Genomic DNA, 20,093 nt, shown 5'->3' on the forward strand with positions numbered 1-20,093 from the left:
ACTACTCGACTTTTCCGCCAAGCTGTTCAAGATGCTGCCAGAATTCAGGATATGAAGTATCCACACAGTCCACCTTATCAATCGTAATCGGTTCCGTTGCAAAACTGTTCAGAATCGCCACCGACATCGCAATACGATGGTCTCCGTGGCTGTCGATCACAACGTCGGGCGTCTTCAACCCGGTCGGCCCCGTCATCACCATACCATCCTCTTTTTCTTCAACGTTCACGCCGAAAAGCTTCAGATTCTTCACCATCTCGGCAATACGATCCGATTCCTTCACCCGCAGCTCCGCCGCGTCGCGCACATCGGTTTCGCCTTCCGCCAGCGCACCGGCGACACAGATAATCGGAATTTCATCAATCAGGTTGGGAATCTCGTCGCCTTCAATCACAGTCCCTTTCAACTGTGCCCCGCGAACCCGGAGATTACCGATCGGATCTCCCTTCGCTTCGGTTACCGTCACTTCGATATCTGCGCCCATCCGTTTCATGACATCCAGCAGTGCTGTACGCCGCAGATTCAAGCCCACGTTTTCAATGGTCAGCTCCGCTCCCGGACGTGCCGCCACGGCCACTATCCAGAATGCGGCCGACGAAAAATCGCCCGGCACCACAAAATCGCGTGCCTTGAAATGCACCCCGTCTTTGCCCAGCCCTTCAACGGTGATTTCAAGACCGTTGATTTCAATCGGAATATCCAGCGCCTCAAACAGTTTTTCGGTATGGTCACGCGTCGGACGCGGCTCAACAACCGTCGTTTTCCCTTCGGCAAAGAGCCCGGCCAGCAGCACACAGGATTTTACCTGGGCCGATGCCATCGGCAGCAGATAGCCGATGCCTTTCAGATTACCGCCGGCAATCATCATCGGCAGCGTACCGCGTTTTCCGGTCAGTCCGATGCTCGCTCCCATGAGCTCCAGCGGATGACGGATCCGTCCCATCGGGCGGGAAGAAAGCGAATCGTCGCCAATCATTGCCGCTTCAATTCCGGCACCCGCCACAATTCCGGCCAGCAGGCGCGTACCCGTTCCGGAATTGCCCATATTCAACGGTTCTGTCGGCGGCTGCAGTTTGCCGGCCACACCGGTAATATAGAGTGCATCGTCTTTAAATTCCGCCTTGGCACCCATCTGCTCCATGGCCGAGAGGGTGCTTTTGGCATCCTCGCCCATCAGATACCCCGTCACTTTCGACGTTCCGTCTGCCAGCGAAGCCAGCATGGCTACGCGCTGCGAAATACTCTTGTCCCCGGGAACGCGAACGCTCCCCTCCAGCTTTGCCGGATATACTGTTTTACTGCTCATAACTATTTTCTTACCACCGAGCTCACAGCGTACACAGATTTTTCCTCGGTGCTCTCTGAGTCCTCTGTGGTGAATTATTATTTTAGGAACCTATTTAATTTTAAAATCTCGTCGCGGCCGTTGCGCGCTTCTTCCAGCCATTTCCGGATATCGTTGCCGTTGCCACTGCGCAGAATTTTAATCAGCCCCTGCAGCTCGTCGTGAAAACGGTCAATCTCCTCCACCAGTGCATCGCGGTTGGTGTCGATAATATCCACCCACATATCGGCCGATCCCGAAGCAACACGAGTCGTATCCTTGAACCCTGTGCCGCAATAGTCCGCTTTTTTCGCAGGATCACCACCGGCCACCGACCGTGCCAGTGCGGCGGCAATCATATGCGGAAGATGACTCGTCGAAGCCAGCAGCGCATCATGTTCGCATGGAGACATTGCAACCACTTCCGATCCCGCCGTTTTCCAAAGGTTGGAAACCCGTTCATCCGCTTCGGCCGGAGTGGACTCCACCGGACAGACAATACAGAGCCGTCCGTCGTACAGATCCGGATTCCCCGCTTCGATCCCGGTCTTTTCGGAACCGGCAATCGGGTGCGAACCGACAAAATATGCATCCGAAGCCTTAAAAAGCGGACACATCAGTTTCAGCAGCTCGGACTTCGTGCTTCCCACATCCGTAACCACCGCTCCGGGCTTCAGCGCCGGAACAATCTGTTCCGCCAGTTTGGCAATCGTCCAGATCGGCACACAGATCACCACAAGATCCGCATCGCGGACCGCCTCCTCCGGATCGGCAAACACTTCATCCGCCACACCGGATTCCAGGGCCTGAACGCGGGTTATCTCCCTCCGGGCATATCCTTTAATGCAGCCCCTGAAGCCGCGCTTTTTCAAACCGAGTGCGAGCGAAGCGCCCATCAGGCCGAGTCCGAGAATCGCTATATTTGTCTTACTGTTCATGTATCCTTCATTACTTGAAAAGAGGTGCATTCTCCAAGGTTTGGAAATTAATTCAACCCTAAAGCCCCTGCCGCATGACCGCGGCAATTATATATGACCATTTTTGTACTGTTTAAATTTGACTCCAGCGCCAATCCTTCCATTATGAGTGCAGTTCAAAACGAAACTTAACGGAGGTTTATTATGGCTTATGAATTACCGGCACTCCCCTACGCATATGACGCGCTCGAACCCTATATTGATGCGCGCACGATGGAAATCCATCATACGAAACACCATCAGGCCTACATCACGAAAGTGAATGCCGCCCTCGAAGGTACCGGTCTTGAAGACACCCCGCTGAGTGAACTCTGTGCAAATCTGGACAAAGTTCCGGAAGATAAACGCGGCGCGGTTCGCAACAATGGCGGCGGTCATGCCAACCACACCTTCTTCTGGGAAATTATGATCGGTGAAAAGCAGGAGCCCACCGGCGAACTGCTCGCCGCCCTCAATGACTCCTTCGGCAGTTATGACGGCTTCAAAGAGGCCTTCAGCAACGCCGCAGCAACGCGCTTCGGCTCCGGATGGGCCTGGCTCTGCAAGCATGATGGCGGAAAACTGTCCGTCTGCTCTACGCCGAACCAGGATAATCCGCTGATGAAAGATGTGGCCTGTGACGGTGCGCCGATTCTCGGCCTTGATGTATGGGAGCACGCGTATTATCTGAATTATCAGAACCGACGTCCCGACTACATCAATGCCTTCTTCAATGTGATCAACTGGGATCTCGTCGGACAGTATTACGCCAAAGGGCCCAGCTGTGGATAACGTCTGACTGACCCCGCAGAACAAACGGCGCTTTGAATCCTCAAGGCGCCGTTTTTTTATAAATTTATGGAGTTTCTGCAGGACGGTATTCCGGATTCGGCTGATCGGGAACCGGTGCACCGGTGGCTTTTCGCCATTCAACCAGCGCGTTGTGCAGTTTTTTAGTGGTTTTGACGTGCAGATGCTGAAAGTTCATCCGTTCAGCCGGATCGGCCGCCAGATCGTACAGTTCAATCCGGCCGTCTTCAAAATATTCATGCAGCTTCCAGCGGCCCATCCGGACAGCCGATCCGGGGCGTGTGAGAAAATATTCATCGTGCGCATCGTCTGCTTTTCCGGCAAGGCTTTCCTGATAAACCGGGAAATGCCAGAAAATGGGACGTTCCGGAATGCTGCCGTGTTTTTTCAGCAACGGAATCAGACTCACTCCATCCAGCACTTTTCCTTTAGGAGCTTTCACTCCGGCGGCCTCCAGAAACGTGGGGTAGAAATCGACCCCTGTCACCGGAACTTCACACAGAGCAGCCTGAGCCGAATGACCCGGCCAGCTGATCACCAGCGGCACTCGAATTCCTCCATCAAAATAGGATCCTTTCCCAGAACGGAACGGGGTCTGGTCCGAAACCGCTTTCACGCCGCCGTTATCCGAAGTGAATACAATCATTGTATTATTTTTCAGGCCCAGATCCCGAACCGCATCCAGAATACGCCCGATTCCCATGTCCACCATTTCAACCATGGAGGCATACACAGGATCCACCGTAGAGGGGTCATATTTTTCAACCAGTCCGGGAACAGGCTCCCTTTCAGCATGCACGGAATAGAACTGAAGACTCATGAAGAAAGGATTCTCCTGGTTGATCTGCATAAATTTAACCGCCTGATCGGTCAGCACATCAACCAGATGCGTACCCCTTTTATATCTTTCGTTATATTCGACCATCGGTCCCTTCCGGAACGGTACAAAATATCCCCCTCCGGAGCGCCGGACGCATCCCCGCCGATGTTGACATCAAACCCCTGCTCTGTCGGATCTTCGCCGATCTGCCATTTTCCGAGATGTATCGTTTTATAGCCCGCCGTCTTCAGTGCCTCGGCAATCGTTACATTTTCCAGAGGCAGAAACCGTCTGCTCTTCACCGGAATGATTTTCTGCTCATTCTTTTTTCCGGTGCCGGCTCCCGCCGTGATGTAGAGTCCGTGCCGCGGCGTATACTGACCGCTCATCACACTGGCCCGACTGGGGCCCCCGCAGGCTGCAGCCGAATAGGCATCGCCGAAAACCATGCCGTCTTTACAGATTCGCCGTATATTGGGCGTAATGTAGTGTTCGTTGTGGTAATCCACATCCATCATACCGAGGTCGTCGACATTAATGAAAATGATATTGGGTTTGGCCGAAACCATTCCGGCAAGCATGCATAGTAAAAGTATTGTTTTTTTCATTTTCCAACTCCGGGTACAGCCATTATTTCAGCCGCGGTTTTGCCATGAGAGATTTTCTGGATGCTTAAATTTACAGTATTCTGTTCACCGGGATCAACCTCCGGATTACAAAGTTCCTGAAACGGCACCAGCTCGGCACATGCCGTCAGCAACCCGGCGCCATTAACCCCACATCAATTCGTCGGCTCCCGCTTACGAAACGAATTGCGGAACGTAGCAGATTGCTGAACCGACATTCAATAGACAGGGCCGCATCTTTCAGATGCAGGCAATATAATTTTCAACTCGGGTGAAGCGGATGAATTTGAGTCGGTATTAAGTTGAATCCGTCGCCCAAGTAGATTGTAAATACGCGCCATGCCGAAACTTCGATTAGACCAGCTGCTTGTACAGCGTGAACTTGCCGACAGCCGGGAGCAGGCCCAGCGCCTGATCCGTGCCGGCATGGTTTGCGTGGGGGAACAACCGGCCTCCAAACCGGGCCATCAGTATAAAGATGATGTTATAGTAACACTGAAAGAAAAGGAAAAATATGTCAGTCGCGGCGGTCTCAAGATCGAGGGGGCACATAAACAGTTCGGCTTCGATCTGACCGGAGCGATCTGTCTCGATATCGGCTCCTCCACCGGTGGCTTCACCGATTTTATGCTCCAGAACGGTGCTTCGAAAGTCTATGCCATCGACTGCGGAACCAATCAGCTGCACTACAAACTGAGGGTGGATGACCGCGTAGTTGTAATGGAAAACACCAATGCGCGCTACATTACTACCGATGAGGTTCCTGAACCGGCAGATTTCTGCTCTATCGACACCTCGTTCATTTCGCTAACCAACATTCTCCCTCCGCTTAAACAGCTGATCCGGCCGGGAGGTCATATTGTTTCGCTAATCAAGCCTCAGTTTGAAGCCGGCAAAAAACAGGTCGGCAAGGGCGGCGTTGTGCGTGATCCTGCCATTCATGAAGAAGTTATTGAAAAAGTTCGTAAATTCGGCACCGAAGAACTGGGATTCCAATGGCTGGATCTCTGTACCTCTCCGATAAAAGGTCCGGCCGGGAATGTGGAATTTCTGGCCTATTGGCAGGTGTAACGGAAAATGATGAATTCACAGCACACTCTGTCCCCCGGGATCTGGATACCTCACTGCGGAACAGCACCATTGCCGGTGCAATCGGTATGTTTTTTTTCATGACGATACAGAACGGGCCGATTCCGCTGATGCTCGAAAAACTCGGCGCCGGCGGCATCGCCATCGGCCTGACGACCACGCTGTTTCAGCTCGGCATGATTATACAGGTTCCGGCAACCTTCTACACCGAGCGCCTCACCCGTCGGAAAACCTTCTTTTCGATCACCCACGGCCTGGCGCGCTCATTTCTGGCCATTCCCGGCATTTATATGCTTACAGCCAAAGAACCCCTCTCCCCGGCCATCCTCTTAACGCTGGCCGCCATCGGTTTATTCGGTCTCGTTGCCCAGTCCAGCTCCCCGATCTGGTTCAGCTGGATGGCCGACCTCGTGCCGGGTAAGCGGAGTTCCGCGTTCTGGGCCCAGCGCCAGGGCTGGGTTATGGTCACCTCACTGACCACTGTAGCCGTCACCGGCTGGTTTCTGGATCTTTTCCCTGAACAGAGTCTGGATGGATTTGCCTGGATTCTGATCATTGCTTCCGTCTTCGGCATTCTGGATATTGTGATCCACTGGTTTGTCTTCGAACCCGAACCGCATCCTGTCAACCGCTCGCTTTCGGCCGTCAAACGAATATTCCAACCTCTGGAAAATCCGGATTTCCGCTATTTCACACTGGCCATGTGTATCTGGTTTTTCGGGCTCGGTTTTTTCGCCCCCTTCATGAATGTGTACCTGAAGACAGAATTCGCCCTCAGCTACACACACCTTTCATCCATTCAGATGGCCGGAATGATCAGTGGTGTTGTAGCCAGCTTTGTCAGCGGACACCTGATCAACCGTATGGGATTGCGTACCTATGGCCTGGCCATGGTACTCACTGTTCCGCTTTTTTCCATTGCCTGGTTTATCCTCGACGGCCAAAGCAACGGTCTGCTTCCCATTCTTGGAAAAGTTCCCCAACCCGTGGTGGTTCTGTGCTGCAGCTCCATTATTGCCGGAGGCGTGTATGCCGCAGTCGGACTGCTGCAGTTTAATCTGCTCGGCACGCTTTCCCCTCCAAACGGCCGCACCATGGCCATGGCCGTGCACTGGTCGTTGATCGGCGCAATCTCCGCTCTGGGACCGGTCGCCGGCGGCTGGGTTAAAGACTGGTTTACCGCTCACCCGCCAAACCTTACCCTGATTACCGGCACTCCCGTCAGCTGGTTTCAGGTCATCATTCTGATCCACGATGCAATCGTCTGGCTGGTGATGTTTCCTCTACTGCTGAAAATCAGCCGGAAAGAGGGTGAATGGCCCATTCAGAAAGGCGTTGCCCACATCTTTTTTCTTGCTCCGTTGCGGGCAGCGAGAAACCTGTATACCTTCAACCCGTTGCTCATGAGAGCAAAACAAAATAAACAAAATAAATCGTCCTAACCCACCGGTTCATCCGAATTCAGCAGATCTTTCTCTTCCGGCCCGCTCGCAGGAATAACAACCGGCACCTCCTCAACCGGTTCAGTTTCAACCGGTTGTACATCCTCAATTGTAACGGAAAGTTCTTCCGGATTGATGCCCGAAACCGCTTCAATGGCCAGATTCCGGCCGCGCTCCCCGGAAACACCGGCCGAATCCGGCCGCGTATCCGGATGTTCGCCGACAAACCGGCGGAAGGGATCATAGAGCCACGGCACCGTTTTTTTGACGGTCGAGGCCGGAAGACTGTAGCCGCCCGCCAGCATAACCAACTGAAAAATCCCCAGTAAACCTAGGCATATCCGTGCAATTGTGGCAACCGGCACACGGCGTCTGAATTCATCATCCTTCATAACCAATTGGATTTATTAGAGTTTTCCCTGTTTGTACACGCTTTTCTTACCGTTCTTCTGCTTGACCGCCCATCGGCGCTTCGGCATTCTCGCCCGTCTTATGAAAGCAAACGACTACGAAGTAACTATGGACGCACTTGTGAGTCTCTGCAAGCGGCGTGGGTTTATTTTCCAGACATCGGAAATTTACGGGGAATCAACGGCTTCTGGGACTACGGTCCGCTGGGCGTGGAAATGAAACGCAATATCAAGGCCTGCTGGTGGAAATCCATGACACAGCTGCGCGAAGATATTGTCGGCCTCGACTCTTCCATCATCATGCACCCGAAAGTATGGGAAGCCTCCGGCCATGTCGGCAATTTTAAAGACCCTATGCTCGACTGCCGCGAAACCAAAGGCCGCTACCGTGCCGACCAGATTTTTGTACTGAAACATAAATCCGACGATAACGCGCTGATGTTTGCCTATCACGAAGGCGCACCGGCCCCGGCGGAAAAAAAGATCAAGAAAATCGCTAAAGGCGATGCGGCGGATTATGCCGAAGTCGCTCTGCTCGACATTCCGCTCGAAGCCTACGACAGACTCGTCGGTCCCGATACCGACGAACCCGGCACACTCACCGAACCGCGCGCCTTCAACCTGATGTTTAAAACCTATGTCGGTCCGGTTGAAGAAAGCTCCAACGTGGCCTACCTCCGTCCGGAAACCGCCCAGGGCATTTTCGCCCAGTTCAGCAATGTGCTTTCCACGGTCCGCAACAAAGTACCGTTCGGTATTGCGCAGATCGGCAAAGCCTTCCGTAATGAAATCAACCCGCGTAACTACACCTTCCGTTCGCGCGAGTTCGAACAGATGGAACTCGAATATTTCATTAAACCGGGCACCGACGCCGAACAGCACGAGTACTGGGTGGCGGAACGCCTCAAATGGTACGAAAAAGTCGGACTTCCCGAAGGCCGCATGCACCGCGACATTCACGAAGGCGATGCACTCGCCCACTACGCTTCGGCCTGCACCGACATCATGTACGACTTCCCGTTCGGCACACAGGAGCTCGAAGGAATCGCCGCCCGCGGTAATTTCGACCTGACCCAGCACCAGAATACCAGCGGCAAGAAAATGGAATACCGCGACGAAGCGACCGGCGAGACCTATATCCCGCACGTGATCGAACCGTCAGCCGGTGTTGACCGTATTGCTCTTGCCCTGCTCTGCGAAGCCTACCGCGAAGAGTGGATCAACAAGGAAACCGGAGAAATTAAAACCGCAGAAGTCGGAGTCCGCCGTGCACCGGAAGGCCACGAGGCCCGTACTGTTCTGCGTTTTGCACCCTGTATCGCTCCGTATAAAGTGGCCGTACTTCCGCTGGTCAAAAACAAGGAAGAGCTCGTCGCCAAAGCCCGCGAACTCTACGAACAGCTTTCCAAACGCTGGAAAGTGTTCTACGATCAGACCGGTGCCATCGGCCGCCGCTATCGTCGTCAGGACGAAATCGGAACCCCGCTCTGCGTGACCGTCGACTTTGAAACCATCGAAGACGACAATGCCGTCACGGTCCGCGACCGCGACACCATGGAGCAGATCCGCCTGCCGATCGACGAACTGGAAGCCTATATTTCCAACATCGTTGATTTTTAATCGGCAATACACGACAGCGATAAAGACGGGTGCTGAACAGCATCCGTCTTTTTTATTGCTCCCCCGTATACCCATCCTCTTAATATATTCGGGAAAGGATTGATCCGCCGACCGGTATCCGCGACGGTTGCCCTGTTCCCGGTTAGAACACTAACCTGATCTATTCACGCGCCCGGTATTGAGTTTGTTTTTTTGCGTTGGATGGGTGCTGGCAGGCCGCAAACGATTGATGCCTGCTTGTTTTTTCGGAGTTTGATCGGATTTGGGCAAACCTCCCCCTTACCCCTGTATTTTATTTGCGCAGGGGACCGCCGGTCTGCCGCCTATCCTGTATTTGCGAATACGGATGTTTTCAGGGTCATGATTTCTGCAAAGGCCTGGGGCATATGCAGCTTGATGCGGGTCTTCCCTGTCTCCACCCGAACACCGATTTTGAGCAGTTTCAGGCGGAGGGTTTTAAATTCGGCACGACAGAACCGCGTGCCCTTGAGTCGCACGCTGCGCAGGTGGTGCATCACGACGTAGGCCGCGGAGTGCAGGAACAGGCGAAACTGATTGGCACTGAATCGGTGGCAGCTGGTCCGGTCCGACAGCAGGCCGTTCTTGTGATCTTTGATCATCAGCTCCATCGCGCCGCGCCCGCAGTAGACCGTTTCATAAAGATATTTCGCGCCGCTGTTTTCGAAGGAGGTAATGATAAAACGCAGATCCTCCCCGTTCGCATTGACCAGTACCCGGCAGATCACGCGGCGCGCCCGGCTCCAGGTACGGGCCTGATAAAAGGCGGATGCAAAAACACACGCTTCACGGCCGGTACATTCATGCTTTTTGCGTGCGTCAGCAAGGGCCTGTGCAAACTGTGCTTTTAAACGCGAGTTCGTCTGGAGTCCGGTGACAAAGTCCACTGATTGTGCCTCCAGCCAGTCCATGACCACGGGCTTCGTGTGGTGCGAGTCTGCACGGAAGATCAGGCGGGTGCATGGAAAGGCCGCCCGGATACGTTTTACCACCCGCTTGAGTACGCTGATAATTTCCCGGTCCGTCGGCGTCTTGCCCGGGCGAAGCACTGTGGTGATCAGCTTCCCGCTGAGTCCGTCGTACAGGTGAAACGGCATGAAGCAGTATTCATCCTCGAAGGCATTGAACAAGGCCATCTGCTGCCGGCCATGAACATGGTCGGCGGTGGGATCCAGATCAAGCACGATGGCCGCCGGCGCATGATCAAACGATGCAATGAACTGATCCGCCAAGGCATACCCCATCCGGAGCAGCTCCCGGACAGACACGCGGTTTTCGAGCCGCGACATAGTAGGCTGCGAGGCGAGCGCACCGTCTTCGGGAAGACGGCCCGCCGCCATTTTGAACAGCGGATCGTCGCGCAAGGCGTCACAATCATTCGCGTCTTCGTAGCCGCAGCAGATCTGGGCAACACGCTGGGTCAACAACTCCTCCATCGTATGGTCGACATACGACGGATGGCGGGGATCGTGCAACGCCCCGGCGAGCGAGCGGATGATTCCGGTCTCTTCGAGCACCTCGCGAACAAGCATCAGCCCGCCGTCCGAGCTGACCAGGGGTTCGTCAAAGACAGCGGAGACTTTACGGTTTTTAAGAGGTGAGAAAGGAAGCTGAATCTGATTATCTTTATCCATTGTCGGCCTTGGTTGTTTTTTGCCGGGAAGCAATTCGCAATGTATTCTATTTGCGTGCATTGCGGCAACCAAGGCCGTTTTTATGAATTATTCAGGCTAAGCCTGATCAATGAACAAAAACTTTGAAGGGTTCCCATGTGGTTACACGCATCCACTCATCTTGAATTTCAGATTCCGGTTCCAACGCCCCTGCTGCTGATGCTCCGCCCGCGTAGCGGCGGACAGCAGTGGATCGCCCGCGAAGAGTACGTGCTGTCGCCCAGCGTTCCCGTCATAGAGTTTACCGACTGGTTCGGCAACCTCTGCCAGCGTCTGGTGGCTCCGGCCGGATATTTTTCCATTCATACTTCAGTTGATGTTGAAACGGCGGAAGCCTGTGATGCGGCCCCCGGGGCTCCGTTTATTGAAGTGCAGCAACTCCCGGACGAAACACTGCCCTATCTATATCCCAGCCGCTTCTGCGAATCGGACCGGTTCAGCGAAATGGCCGCTTCGATCACTGCGGGCAGTCTGTGCGGATATGACCAGTGCCGTGCGATTGTTGATTATATCCGCAATACCATTGCATACACTCCGGGAATGGGACAGCAGATCATCAGCGCCACAGAGGTCCATCAGGCGGGCCACGGCGTCTGCCGCGACCTGGCCCACCTGGGTATTGCCTGCTGTCGCGCACTGTCAATTCCCGCCCGCTTTGTCGTCGGCTATCTCGAAGGCCTGCACCCCATGGATCTGCATGCCTGGTTCGAGGCGTATGTCGGTAACCGCTGGTATACGTTTGATGCCACACAATCCAACCTGCAGGGCGGTCGCATTGCCATTGCTTTCGGACGCGACGCCGCAGACGTAGCGATCTATACCCAGTTCGGCGATCCGATTGATCTGCTCCGTATGGATATCCGGGTCGGACAGATGCCCGAACCGACCAGCTGAACCGATTGAAAGGAAAAAAATGGAACTTGATTTTGATCTCCCGGAATTGAAAACCCGCGCTTATTACATTCTTTCATCGCTGGTGACGCCGCGGCCGATTGCCCTGGTGACGACGGTGGATAATGACGGAAATATTAACGCCGCGCCCTTCAGCTTTTTCAATCTGATGGGATCCCGCCCGCCGATCTGCGTATTCGCGCCGGGTAACCGCGATGAGGGAACCCCTAAAGATACTGTGCTGAACATTCAGATGAACAACCAGTTTGTGGTCAATCTGGTCGATGAACCGATCGCCGAAGCCATGAATGCCTGTGCAGCATCGGTTCCCTATGGCGAAAATGAGCTGCAGTTGAGCGGTCTAACGCCCGCCGCTAGCTCCATGGTTCTTCCGCCGCGAATTGCAGAAGCTCCGGCGAGTCTGGAATGCGAGGCGTATGACACACTCGAAATCGGGAAAAACCGGATGGTGATCGGACTGATTAAGCGGGTTCATGTCCGCGACGAAATTTATGATGAAGAAACCCGGCGAATCAATACCGATCAACTGAAGATCATCGGCCGGATGTCTGCGCCGCATTGGTACTGCAAAACCACCGACCGCTTTGAAATGATCCGGCCGGACTGAGAACCGATCATTTAAGATTCCGGAGTTCTTTGATTCAGACGGCAGAAACGAAACGCCTGTCAGGACCATTTTACGGGTTCCAGAATCCGGAAAATTTCACCCGTATTTTTTTCTTCGGTTTCATCAAAAAGTTCACCCAGTACCGCGATCGACTGTTCCGACTTCCAGGTTTTGAAGCGGTCGAGCGTCACGCCCTGATCATTCAGCCATCGGCCCACGGGGTTCGCGGACATATCAAAGTCGGCCTCATGAATGGCGCGTTCAACCAGTCCTTCCAACGGACCGGCACTGCCGTGGAGAAAGTTGTCGCGTCCGGGAAACTGAACCGGATATTCAGAATAGAGCTGACCGCGGAAACTTTCGTGTACAGCATTGCCGGCATTGGTCGCTCCAAGTATTTTTTTCCGGAAATCAGACCAGGAGGTTTCATCGGAATCAAACTCGACCACATAGTAGGTCATGACGGTATCCGGATGATAAAAGTTGGCTTCCATGGACGGGTAGAATCCGTTTATGCAATACGCATCCAGTTCTGCGACATACCCCATGATGAATCCATCCTGAAGTTTGACGGTTTTGCCTGCGGAAAAGATGACATTCCAGAAATTGAAAAGCTGATGCGCATCGATCTTTTTTCGTTTCAGCAATTCCGCTGTCGGCAGAATCCGCCCCACAGAGACCTCTTCATCCCAGCTGCTGTCAAAGGCTTCGGCAAACCGTTCTTTACCGGCATCCGACAGGGAAATGTCTTCCGTCCATGCGGCGGTACTGTAGAGGATATAATGCTGGCGAATCACATCCCGTTCGGCCAGTTGCAGGCCGCTAACCTTTTTCGAGCAGGATATCGTAAATCCTTTATCACCAAAAAACTGTCGGGTCAGTTCGTCCAGTTTTTCCGGCGTCAGATCGATTCCAAGGTGATGCAACGGTTTTGTAAAAAGTACTGCCTGATTCACCGACATGATTTCCCTTTCCATTAACTGTATAAACGTATGCGGGCCTACAGTGTCTTTCAATGTCTATTTAGCGGAGATCGCGCTGACCACATCTTTTTCGCACTGAATAAGAATTTTTTCAACGGCCTGATTATAGGCCCGGATATAATCCTCCGCCGCATTGGAGGCAGCGTGCACCCGCTGAGCATAATCCTTATGCAGTAGTACTTCCCGATTTTCCCCGAACAATGAAATTTTAATGCGTAATACCGCCTCCGTCGATTTCCGGTCGCCGTAAAACTCCATAACCGAGGCCACCAAACGGTAATTCATTTCCCGCTGATCGGAAATCGACACCTCGTTAAAACAACCGCTCTTCGAAAACCAGTCATAGAACAGGTTGCGGAAATTTTCCGCCGGCGACATTAATAATTCGGAATAATAGGTCGTGGAAAATTCGACATCGCTTTCGCGAACGGTCAGACTCCGGACGTTATAGGGCGGCAGCACATGCACATCCTCAATCCACAGTTTCCCATAGTCCGCAACGGCTTCCCTTCCGCCGGGGCGTTCCGCCTGAAGCATGAAGGTTCTGATGTCCAGATTGTCCTGCCAGATTTTCACACACCCGTTTACAGCAAGCAGTGCAAACAAAACGCTTACCCATTTCAGCATCTTCATTCGAGACCTCCTTATCGGCTCATTTTCTGTTCCGGCGGCTCGGAAAGCAGCATGCCGGGATAGCGTTTCAGCATCCGGATCAGTTCCCCGGCTTCATCCGTGATATAACGCAGATTATCCAGAATCTGATCAATATCCTGATCGGATGAATGAATCATAGCTTCCAGCTGATCCGTCGTTGTCTTCAGATGGGCTGTAATCTCCGGGAGATCATGTGAAGCCACCCGAATATTCTCCGTGATATCTTCAGAGGCATCCGATGCATTCGCCATCAGCTTTTGTACATGCACAACGGTTTCGTTCAGATTTCCGGTCATCTCCTCAATATTATCCCCGATAACATCCAGATTTAATGTATTCAACTGCCCGGCCATGCGTTCCAGAGAGCGGCTCAGCAAATTCAGCGTCGAGGGAATAGACGGCACGTACAGCACCTCCGGCTCCCAGTCGATTTCCAGCGGTGGCTGGAGCGCATCCGGGAATAGATCGGCCTCCACAAAAGAGAGTCCGGTGATGCCCTGCGGCACCAGATGCAACCGCAGCCCATTGCTGATCTGCCGCTTCAGCTCTTCTTCAAATTCAACATTCTTCAGATCCATATGCCGTTTATCCAGAGCAATCCGAATCAGCACATACATTTTACTCGTTTCATATACGGACGAAACCAGCGACACCTGGCTCACACTGCCCACTTTCACCCCACGCAGTTTAAACGGCGTTCCGACATCGATACCCTGCACCGACTCGTCCACATAGGTTTCAATAAAACGGTCCGGAGCCTGCAGCGCATCGGAACTCAGCAGTACCAGACCGGCCAGACCTAGCAGTACTGAAATAATGACAAACATTCCAATGGCAAAATAATGGGGTTTCGTACGCATCGTATTCTCCGTTTAAGCAGCTCCGCCCTTGCGGTTGAAAAAATTTCTGACCCACTCATCCTTATGATTCTTCCGCAGCTCTTCGGGCTTCCCCTCAGCGGCAATTTTTTTGGTGCGGGCGTCCAGCATAATCACCCGGTCTGCAATTTTATAAATACTTGGAAGCTCGTGCGTGACCACAACAAACGTAATATTCAGAGATCGGGACAGCTGAAGAATCAGATCATCCAGCTCATCTGCTGTCACCGGATCCAGACCGGCGGAGGGTTCATCCAGAAAAAGGATTTCAGGATCCAGCGCCATAGCCCGCGCAATGGCCGCCCGCTTTTTCATCCCCCCGCTGATTTCCGACGGCATATGATGCGCAAACCCGGCCAGGCCGACCAGGCTCAGCTTCATACAGGCAATCAGTTCCCGAGCCTCTTTGCCAAGGTCTGTAAATTCCTCAAGCGGCAGACAGACATTTTCCAGCAGCGTCATCGAACCGAACAACGCCCCGCTCTGATACATTACCCCGAACCGGCGAATCAGAGCATCGCGTTCTGTACCCTCAGAATGCACCATACTGACATTACCGATACGGATATCCCCCGCCGCCGGTTTATACAGCCCGATCATATGTTTCAGCAGCGTTGATTTTCCACACCCCGATCCACCGAGAATCACAAAAATCTCCCCTCGGCGCACACTGAAAGACAGTTCATCGAGAACGAGCTGATCGCCATAGCGCGCCGTCATCTTCTCCACCGTTATGATATGCTTCGTTTCCATCAGATCCCCAGAAAGAAAAAGAGCACCGCAAAAATACCGTCTGTCAAAACAATCAGCAGAATAGAGCTCACCACAGCACGCGTCGCCGAATGCCCGACCGCACTGGCGCCCTCGCCCGTTTTAAGTCCGCACAGACAACCTGCCGAAGCAATCAGAATACCGAACACCAGAGCTTTAAGCAGACCGCTGAGATAGTCCACCGGACCGAGAACATCCAACAGACGGTTCACATAAGTAACCAAAGGATAATCCATACCCAGCATCACCACTGCTCCGCCTGCAATACCGGCGAGATCGGCAAAAATCGTCAAAAGCGGCGTCATGAGCGAAGCGGCAAGAACACGCGGAATCACCAGAAAGCGAACCGGATCCAGCCCCATCGTAGTCAGCGCATCAAGCTCCTCATTCACCTTCATGGTTCCGAGCTCCGCCGCAAAGGCCGAACCCGTTCTTCCCGCCACCAGAATGGCCGTAATCAGCGGGCCAAGTTCACGCGCCATCAGCAGCCCCGCAGAATCGGCAATATAAATCTCCGCACCGAACTGACGCATGAGATTCGCCCCCTGAAACGCAATAATCAGGCCAATCAGAAAACCCAGAGTTCCGACAATCGGAAGCGCCTGCGGACCGCTCGCCTCCACCACGAGAAAAAAATCCTTCAGCCGGACCGACCCCGGACGAAGCAACGCCCGGAAAAGGGCCACCGTCAGTTCGCCGATAAATGCGATATGCTCCCGAAGCCCAATCAATGTCTCACAGAAAGCCCGGCCGATCTGCTCAACCAGATGCCCGATGTGTTTCGGCGGTTTCTCTTCAACCTGTGAAACCGTTTCCTGCGGATAGAGCGCCAACAGAGCTGAAACATTTTCAGATAAACCGGCGAACGTCACGGCGAGATCTCGCTTCACCCCTTCGCGTCGAACAGCCACCAGCAAAGCCGAGCCCGCTCCATCACAATAGGAAATTCCGTGGCCATCCACCGTAATTTCACGAAGTGTATCCGTCCGCAGTACATCGAGCATTTTCGGCCATAGTATCGAAACAGCGCGCACATCAAGTCGACCGGAGAGGGTTAACTTCAGCCGCCCGTTTTCAACGGACGTTTCCAATCCACCCTGGAGGTCATTGCTCGACATGGCCGCTTAATGTTTGTGTGTGTTGATGTGCTCCTCGCAATAACACGCACCATCCGAGGAAGAATATCTGAACTCCAGTTCCGGATGGCTTAATTCCGTTTTTCCGCAAATCGTACAGACATGCATCGGTTCTTCAGCCGTTTTTGTTTGCTGCGCCACAAAGGCGTTTTTCCGCTGTCCGGCCTTAAATCCCCGAAGCAGATCTTTTCCGAAAAACAGGCCATAGTTAATGAATGCGGCAGTCACACCCAGACGGGCCCCGATATCGCTCGAAAACAGATTCAGAATATAAAAACCCACCGTAATCCAGGCCAGCCACTTCACCTTTACCGGAAGAATAAAATAGATCCGGAATTCCATATTCGGAAACAGCGTTGCAAACGCCAGAAAAACGCAGCCCAGAAAATAGGTATTTGTGATGATGACGCCGGGATTGATAAACGCCATCGCGACGGTTAAAAGATAGCCCGACAGAATGAACAGGTTAAAGCGGAATGCGCCCCACTGCTGCTCCAGTGAATTGCCGATGAGATAGAAAACAAAAAATGCAAAAAACAGCCAGATCGGATTCAGCGTTTTCGGCAGCATCATGAACGAAAGCAGCCGCCACCACTGACCCCGATCCATCACTGAACTTCCATGCAGCAGCAGATCCATAAAGTCAGCCCGATCGGACATCAACAGAACCACACCGATCGCCTGAATCGCGATAATGTAGAGGGTCAGATGCGGGATGGCCCAGGAGCCAAAGCGTTTTTCCAGTTTTGAAATCAAATCCATTTGAAGGAAGGTAATCAAAACTTCCAATAGTTGGAAGTTTTAGTCCTATAGAAATTCAGCCATAAAAGAAAAAAACATCGAAAGGAACGTTATGAGTGCATATGACGAACGGCCGATGACGACAGGATCCTGGTTTTTAACCCTGCTGGTTCTTTCGATCCCGGTCGTAAATGTAATCTGCCTGATCATCTGGGCCTGCGGTGCAGGCAACCGAAGTCGTGTCACCTACTGCCGTGCAACCATACTCTGGGTGCTGCTGGCCGGCGCGCTCTATTTTATTTTCTTCGTGCTGGCCGCAGGCTCAGCTGCATTTTAACTTTTACAACCGCACGGGCCCGAACCGCATTCGCCGCCTTTTCCCGGGGCGCCGGTTGCCTGATTCATACTTTTATTGTGCCGCGCGTTCTTTTCGATATCCCGGAATACGGAATACGGGAAAAAGCCGGTGTTATGCCCGTCAGACCAATCAACCATCACCGCATAGTTTCCAATGAGCTCCACCTTTTCCGCGTGAATATCCATTGGAATCGTCGACGGATCAAGCAACGGCTTGCGCGTCATTTCATCAACACACAGCGCACAGTTGCAGGCCCGACGCAAAGCGGCATTGGAAACCGTCACGGTTTCGTCCGGCCATTTCAGTGTAATGGTTTTGGCATCATGAATCACCTCCGGACGTTCAACCTTTTCCATCAGCTTTTTACCCAGCGTCCGAATAACGATATCCGTAGTTTCATTCGCAATACCGCTGGCCGTCAGATCATCAAGCGAACCGCTTAGATTTCCAGTGATCGGAAGTTCGGCAATCGTTTCCAATCCGAAACGTTCCTGCAGTTCTTTACCGCCGGATTTCCCGAAGATGTAGTGGCGTTTATCGCAGCCGTCGCAGATGAAATAAGCCATGTTTTCCACCACGCCCAGAACCGGCACATTCACTTTATCAAACATCATAATGCCCTTGCGCACATCGGTCAGCGAAAGCTGGTGCGGCGTGGTCACAATCACAGAAGCGTCGATCTGTACCGACTGAGAAATCGTCAGCTGAATATCACCGGTTCCCGGAGGCATATCGATGATCAGATAATCCAGTTCGCCCCACAGCACATTGTGCAGCAGCTGCTGCATATACTGCGAAACCATCGGCCCGCGAATAACCGCCGGCCCGTCCCCCATCAGAAAACCGAACGACATCACCTTCAGGCCGTCAGCTTCATTGGGCATAAAATGTTTCTGATCTTCGGTCGCCCGGACGCCCTGCCGATGAAGATTGAACAGCGTCGGCACAGACGGCCCGTAAATATCCGCATCCAGCAGGCCGACTTTGGCCCCGCGTGCCGCCAGTGTTTTCGCCAGCATGGCGGATACGGTTGATTTACCAACGCCGCCTTTGCAGGAACTGACAGCCAGAATATATTTCACATCTTTCAATCCGCTCTGTTCGGCATTCATCTGCCGATGCCCGCGTCTCTGTGCGGTCATTTTGACCTTAACCGTCTCCACTCCCGGAAGATCGCCGACCAGATCAATCGCCTGTTTCTGAAATACCGGACTCAGCGGACAGGCCGGTGTGGTCAGTTCAATCGTAAAAGAAACGGCTGAACCGTTAATGGTCATATCCTGTACAAATCCCAGCGTAACAATGTCACGCTGGAAGTCCGGGTCGATAATATTACTCAGTGCGTCGAGTACCTGCTGTTCTGTAACCATGGTTATTCCTAATATAGACAAAGCATTCTGCTTCGTGTGGCTCTTAAGGAGAAAACGAAGCACAGCGGCTTCGTCGGTTATTCGTTAAATCAAACCTAACGCAAGCAATGCAGCGGTCGACATATTGTCGCGCGTCCAGGGCGGATCAAATACCAGTTCAATATCCGCTTCTTCAACACCCTCCGCTTCCAGGATTGCCCGCTGAATATTACCGGGAATCCGCTCGGCTTCCGGGCAGTTCGGGGCCGTCAGCGTGATCCGCGCATAGACTTTGTTATCTTCATCGATGTCCAGATTATAGATCAGTCCCAGATCCCAGACATTCACCGGAATCTCCGGATCGAATACCATACGCAACTGCCGGACCACCTGCTTGTACAGTTCCGGATTATGCTCTTCGAGCTTGAAACGCTCTTTCTTCTTTTTTCCGAACATAGAAAACTACTCCGTACTTACTTCACCGTTAAGTTTTTTAAGAGCGGCATCAAATGTATGCCACGCCAGCGTGGCACATTTCACACGAATCGGATAATCCTTTACCCCCTTGAGCACCTCCAGCTTACCCAGCGGAACATCCTCCGGATGGGCGGCATCTTCAGTCAGCGCATGATGGAAACTGTTGAACAGCGCGTCGGCCTCTTCCTCGGTTTTTCCTTTCAGCGCGGTCGTCATCATCGAAGCCGATGACGTACAGATGGCACAGCCGGCACCGTCAAACGAAATATCCTCAACAATGCCGTCTTTGATTTTGATGTAGACATCAATCTGGTCGCCGCAGAGCGGATTATTGCCGTGTGCAAACCCGTCGGGATCCTCCATTTTACGGAAGTTTCTCGGGTTTTTATTATGGTCGAGAATGACCTGCTGATAAAGCTCTCTTAAATTCTGCATTGCA

22 protein-coding genes are annotated in these 20,093 nt (G+C 52.9%); 7 read left to right on the forward strand and 15 right to left on the reverse strand.

What is annotated here, in order from left to right:
* Position 1: 1 nt before the first annotated feature.
* Both aroA and EGM51_05885 read right to left on the reverse strand, forming a co-directional pair.
* On the reverse strand, positions 2–1,306 hold the full coding sequence (gene aroA / locus EGM51_05880; protein ID QBG46944.1) for a 3-phosphoshikimate 1-carboxyvinyltransferase: 1,305 nt from the start codon (positions 1,304–1,306) through the stop codon (positions 2–4).
* Between the two features lie 77 nt (positions 1,307–1,383).
* Entirely contained in the window at positions 1,384–2,292 is a 909-nt protein-coding gene (locus EGM51_05885) for a prephenate dehydrogenase/arogenate dehydrogenase family protein (GenBank protein QBG46945.1), read from the reverse strand.
* Positions 2,293–2,442: 150 nt separating this feature from the next.
* Between EGM51_05885 and EGM51_05890 the strand changes: the two genes are divergently transcribed.
* Entirely contained in the window at positions 2,443–3,072 is a 630-nt protein-coding gene (locus EGM51_05890) for a superoxide dismutase (protein ID QBG46946.1), read from the forward strand.
* 64 nt (positions 3,073–3,136) lie between these two features.
* Here EGM51_05890 and EGM51_05895 read toward each other — a convergent pair whose 3' ends face one another.
* Complete coding sequence (locus tag EGM51_05895) at positions 3,137–4,015, reverse strand: hypothetical protein (GenBank protein QBG46947.1); 879 nt, start codon at positions 4,013–4,015, stop codon at positions 3,137–3,139.
* Positions 3,961–4,518: a hypothetical protein gene (locus EGM51_05900; protein ID QBG46948.1), complete on the reverse strand. Its 558-nt coding sequence runs from the start codon at positions 4,516–4,518 to the stop codon at positions 3,961–3,963. The genes EGM51_05895 and EGM51_05900 overlap by 55 nt, the downstream gene beginning before the upstream one ends.
* Positions 4,519–4,875: 357 nt before the next feature.
* On the opposite strand from EGM51_05900, the gene EGM51_05905 reads away from it, so the two are divergent.
* Both EGM51_05905 and EGM51_05910 read left to right on the forward strand, forming a co-directional pair.
* Positions 4,876–5,607, forward strand: a complete 732-nt coding sequence (locus EGM51_05905) for a TlyA family RNA methyltransferase (GenBank protein QBG46949.1) — start codon at positions 4,876–4,878, stop codon at positions 5,605–5,607.
* Entirely contained in the window at positions 5,532–7,067 is a 1,536-nt protein-coding gene (locus EGM51_05910; protein ID QBG46950.1) for an MFS transporter, read from the forward strand. Before EGM51_05905 ends, EGM51_05910 begins: the two co-directional genes overlap by 76 nt.
* Here EGM51_05910 and EGM51_05915 read toward each other — a convergent pair.
* Entirely contained in the window at positions 7,064–7,459 is a 396-nt protein-coding gene (locus tag EGM51_05915) for a hypothetical protein (GenBank protein QBG46951.1), read from the reverse strand. The genes EGM51_05910 and EGM51_05915 overlap by 4 nt on opposite strands.
* Before the next feature lie 195 nt (positions 7,460–7,654).
* Here EGM51_05915 and EGM51_05920 point away from each other — a divergent pair, with 195 nt between their 5' ends.
* Positions 7,655–9,097 (forward strand): glycine--tRNA ligase, encoded by a 1,443-nt coding sequence (locus EGM51_05920; protein ID QBG49256.1) that lies wholly within the window; start codon positions 7,655–7,657, stop codon positions 9,095–9,097.
* A gap of 323 nt (positions 9,098–9,420) precedes the next feature.
* Here the strand turns inward: EGM51_05920 and EGM51_05925 are convergent, their stop codons facing one another.
* Positions 9,421–10,809, reverse strand: a complete 1,389-nt coding sequence (locus EGM51_05925; protein ID QBG46952.1) for an IS1380 family transposase — start codon at positions 10,807–10,809, stop codon at positions 9,421–9,423.
* A gap of 75 nt (positions 10,810–10,884) precedes the next feature.
* Between EGM51_05925 and EGM51_05930 the strand changes: the two genes are divergently transcribed.
* Together EGM51_05930 and EGM51_05935 are read left to right on the forward strand one after the other, a co-directional pair.
* A complete protein-coding gene (locus EGM51_05930) occupies positions 10,885–11,682 on the forward strand; it encodes a transglutaminase family protein (GenBank protein ID QBG46953.1) in 798 nt (265 codons plus the stop codon).
* A gap of 19 nt (positions 11,683–11,701) precedes the next feature.
* Positions 11,702–12,307, forward strand: coding sequence for a flavin reductase family protein (locus tag EGM51_05935; GenBank protein QBG46954.1), 606 nt, complete (start codon positions 11,702–11,704; stop codon positions 12,305–12,307).
* Positions 12,308–12,366: 59 nt separating this feature from the next.
* Here EGM51_05935 and EGM51_05940 read toward each other — a convergent pair whose 3' ends face one another.
* Genes EGM51_05940 through EGM51_05965 form a run of 6 tightly spaced genes read right to left on the reverse strand, consistent with a single transcriptional unit; the run spans position 12,367 to position 17,491 of the window.
* Positions 12,367–13,269 (reverse strand): hypothetical protein, encoded by a 903-nt coding sequence (locus EGM51_05940; GenBank protein QBG46955.1) that lies wholly within the window; start codon positions 13,267–13,269, stop codon positions 12,367–12,369.
* 57 nt (positions 13,270–13,326) lie between these two features.
* Positions 13,327–13,923 (reverse strand): hypothetical protein, encoded by a 597-nt coding sequence (locus EGM51_05945; GenBank protein QBG46956.1) that lies wholly within the window; start codon positions 13,921–13,923, stop codon positions 13,327–13,329.
* Positions 13,924–13,934: 11 nt separating this feature from the next.
* The gene (locus EGM51_05950; GenBank protein QBG46957.1) at positions 13,935–14,804 is read right to left on the reverse strand and encodes an MCE family protein; all 870 of its coding nucleotides are present in this window, start codon (positions 14,802–14,804) and stop codon (positions 13,935–13,937) included.
* A 12-nt stretch (positions 14,805–14,816) separates the two neighbouring features.
* Positions 14,817–15,575 carry an ATP-binding cassette domain-containing protein gene (locus EGM51_05955; protein ID QBG46958.1) on the reverse strand — a complete coding sequence of 253 codons (759 nt, stop codon included), beginning with the start codon at positions 15,573–15,575 and terminating at the stop codon, positions 14,817–14,819.
* On the reverse strand, positions 15,575–16,711 hold the full coding sequence (locus EGM51_05960) for an MlaE family lipid ABC transporter permease subunit (protein ID QBG46959.1): 1,137 nt from the start codon (positions 16,709–16,711) through the stop codon (positions 15,575–15,577). Before EGM51_05960 ends, EGM51_05955 begins: the two co-directional genes overlap by 1 nt.
* A 6-nt stretch (positions 16,712–16,717) precedes the next feature.
* Positions 16,718–17,491 carry a hypothetical protein gene (locus tag EGM51_05965; protein QBG46960.1) on the reverse strand — a complete coding sequence of 258 codons (774 nt, stop codon included), beginning with the start codon at positions 17,489–17,491 and terminating at the stop codon, positions 16,718–16,720.
* 91 nt (positions 17,492–17,582) lie between these two features.
* Between EGM51_05965 and EGM51_05970 the strand changes: the two genes are divergently transcribed.
* Positions 17,583–17,807: a hypothetical protein gene (locus tag EGM51_05970; GenBank protein QBG46961.1), complete on the forward strand. Its 225-nt coding sequence runs from the start codon at positions 17,583–17,585 to the stop codon at positions 17,805–17,807.
* On the opposite strand, the gene EGM51_05975 is transcribed toward EGM51_05970, so the two are convergent.
* The 3 genes from EGM51_05975 to EGM51_05985 form a co-directional block, all read right to left on the reverse strand.
* On the reverse strand, positions 17,804–19,198 hold the full coding sequence (locus tag EGM51_05975; GenBank protein ID QBG46962.1) for a DUF59 domain-containing protein: 1,395 nt from the start codon (positions 19,196–19,198) through the stop codon (positions 17,804–17,806). The genes EGM51_05970 and EGM51_05975 overlap by 4 nt on opposite strands.
* A gap of 84 nt (positions 19,199–19,282) precedes the next feature.
* On the reverse strand, positions 19,283–19,633 hold the full coding sequence (locus EGM51_05980) for a DUF59 domain-containing protein (protein QBG46963.1): 351 nt from the start codon (positions 19,631–19,633) through the stop codon (positions 19,283–19,285).
* Positions 19,634–19,639: 6 nt separating this feature from the next.
* Positions 19,640–20,089 (reverse strand): SUF system NifU family Fe-S cluster assembly protein, encoded by a 450-nt coding sequence (locus EGM51_05985; protein QBG46964.1) that lies wholly within the window; start codon positions 20,087–20,089, stop codon positions 19,640–19,642.
* Positions 20,090–20,093 lie beyond the last annotated feature (4 nt).

The sequence above is a fragment of the Verrucomicrobia bacterium S94 genome (assembly GCA_004299845.1).
In the GTDB taxonomy this organism is placed as follows: domain Bacteria; phylum Verrucomicrobiota; class Kiritimatiellia; order Kiritimatiellales; family Pontiellaceae; genus Pontiella.

Coding starts and splice junctions, on each gene's coding strand:
- aroA (QBG46944.1), bottom strand. CDS start 1,306: ATGAGCAGTAAAACAGTATATCCGGCAAAGCTGGAGGGGAGCGTTCGC.
- EGM51_05885 (QBG46945.1), bottom strand. CDS start 2,292: ATGCACCTCTTTTCAAGTAATGAAGGATACATGAACAGTAAGACAAAT.
- EGM51_05895 (QBG46947.1), bottom strand. CDS start 4,015: ATGGTCGAATATAACGAAAGATATAAAAGGGGTACGCATCTGGTTGAT.
- EGM51_05900 (QBG46948.1), bottom strand. CDS start 4,518: ATGAAAAAAACAATACTTTTACTATGCATGCTTGCCGGAATGGTTTCG.
- EGM51_05905 (QBG46949.1), top strand. CDS start 4,876: ATGCCGAAACTTCGATTAGACCAGCTGCTTGTACAGCGTGAACTTGCC.
- EGM51_05910 (QBG46950.1), top strand. CDS start 5,532: ATGGCTGGATCTCTGTACCTCTCCGATAAAAGGTCCGGCCGGGAATGT.
- EGM51_05915 (QBG46951.1), bottom strand. CDS start 7,459: ATGAAGGATGATGAATTCAGACGCCGTGTGCCGGTTGCCACAATTGCA.
- EGM51_05925 (QBG46952.1), bottom strand. CDS start 10,809: ATGCACGCAAATAGAATACATTGCGAATTGCTTCCCGGCAAAAAACAA.
- EGM51_05930 (QBG46953.1), top strand. CDS start 10,885: ATGTGGTTACACGCATCCACTCATCTTGAATTTCAGATTCCGGTTCCA.
- EGM51_05935 (QBG46954.1), top strand. CDS start 11,702: ATGGAACTTGATTTTGATCTCCCGGAATTGAAAACCCGCGCTTATTAC.
- EGM51_05940 (QBG46955.1), bottom strand. CDS start 13,269: ATGTCGGTGAATCAGGCAGTACTTTTTACAAAACCGTTGCATCACCTT.
- EGM51_05945 (QBG46956.1), bottom strand. CDS start 13,923: ATGAAGATGCTGAAATGGGTAAGCGTTTTGTTTGCACTGCTTGCTGTA.
- EGM51_05950 (QBG46957.1), bottom strand. CDS start 14,804: ATGCGTACGAAACCCCATTATTTTGCCATTGGAATGTTTGTCATTATT.
- EGM51_05955 (QBG46958.1), bottom strand. CDS start 15,575: ATGGAAACGAAGCATATCATAACGGTGGAGAAGATGACGGCGCGCTAT.
- EGM51_05960 (QBG46959.1), bottom strand. CDS start 16,711: ATGTCGAGCAATGACCTCCAGGGTGGATTGGAAACGTCCGTTGAAAAC.
- EGM51_05965 (QBG46960.1), bottom strand. CDS start 17,491: ATGGATTTGATTTCAAAACTGGAAAAACGCTTTGGCTCCTGGGCCATC.
- EGM51_05970 (QBG46961.1), top strand. CDS start 17,583: ATGAGTGCATATGACGAACGGCCGATGACGACAGGATCCTGGTTTTTA.
- EGM51_05975 (QBG46962.1), bottom strand. CDS start 19,198: ATGGTTACAGAACAGCAGGTACTCGACGCACTGAGTAATATTATCGAC.
- EGM51_05980 (QBG46963.1), bottom strand. CDS start 19,633: ATGTTCGGAAAAAAGAAGAAAGAGCGTTTCAAGCTCGAAGAGCATAAT.
- EGM51_05985 (QBG46964.1), bottom strand. CDS start 20,089: ATGCAGAATTTAAGAGAGCTTTATCAGCAGGTCATTCTCGACCATAAT.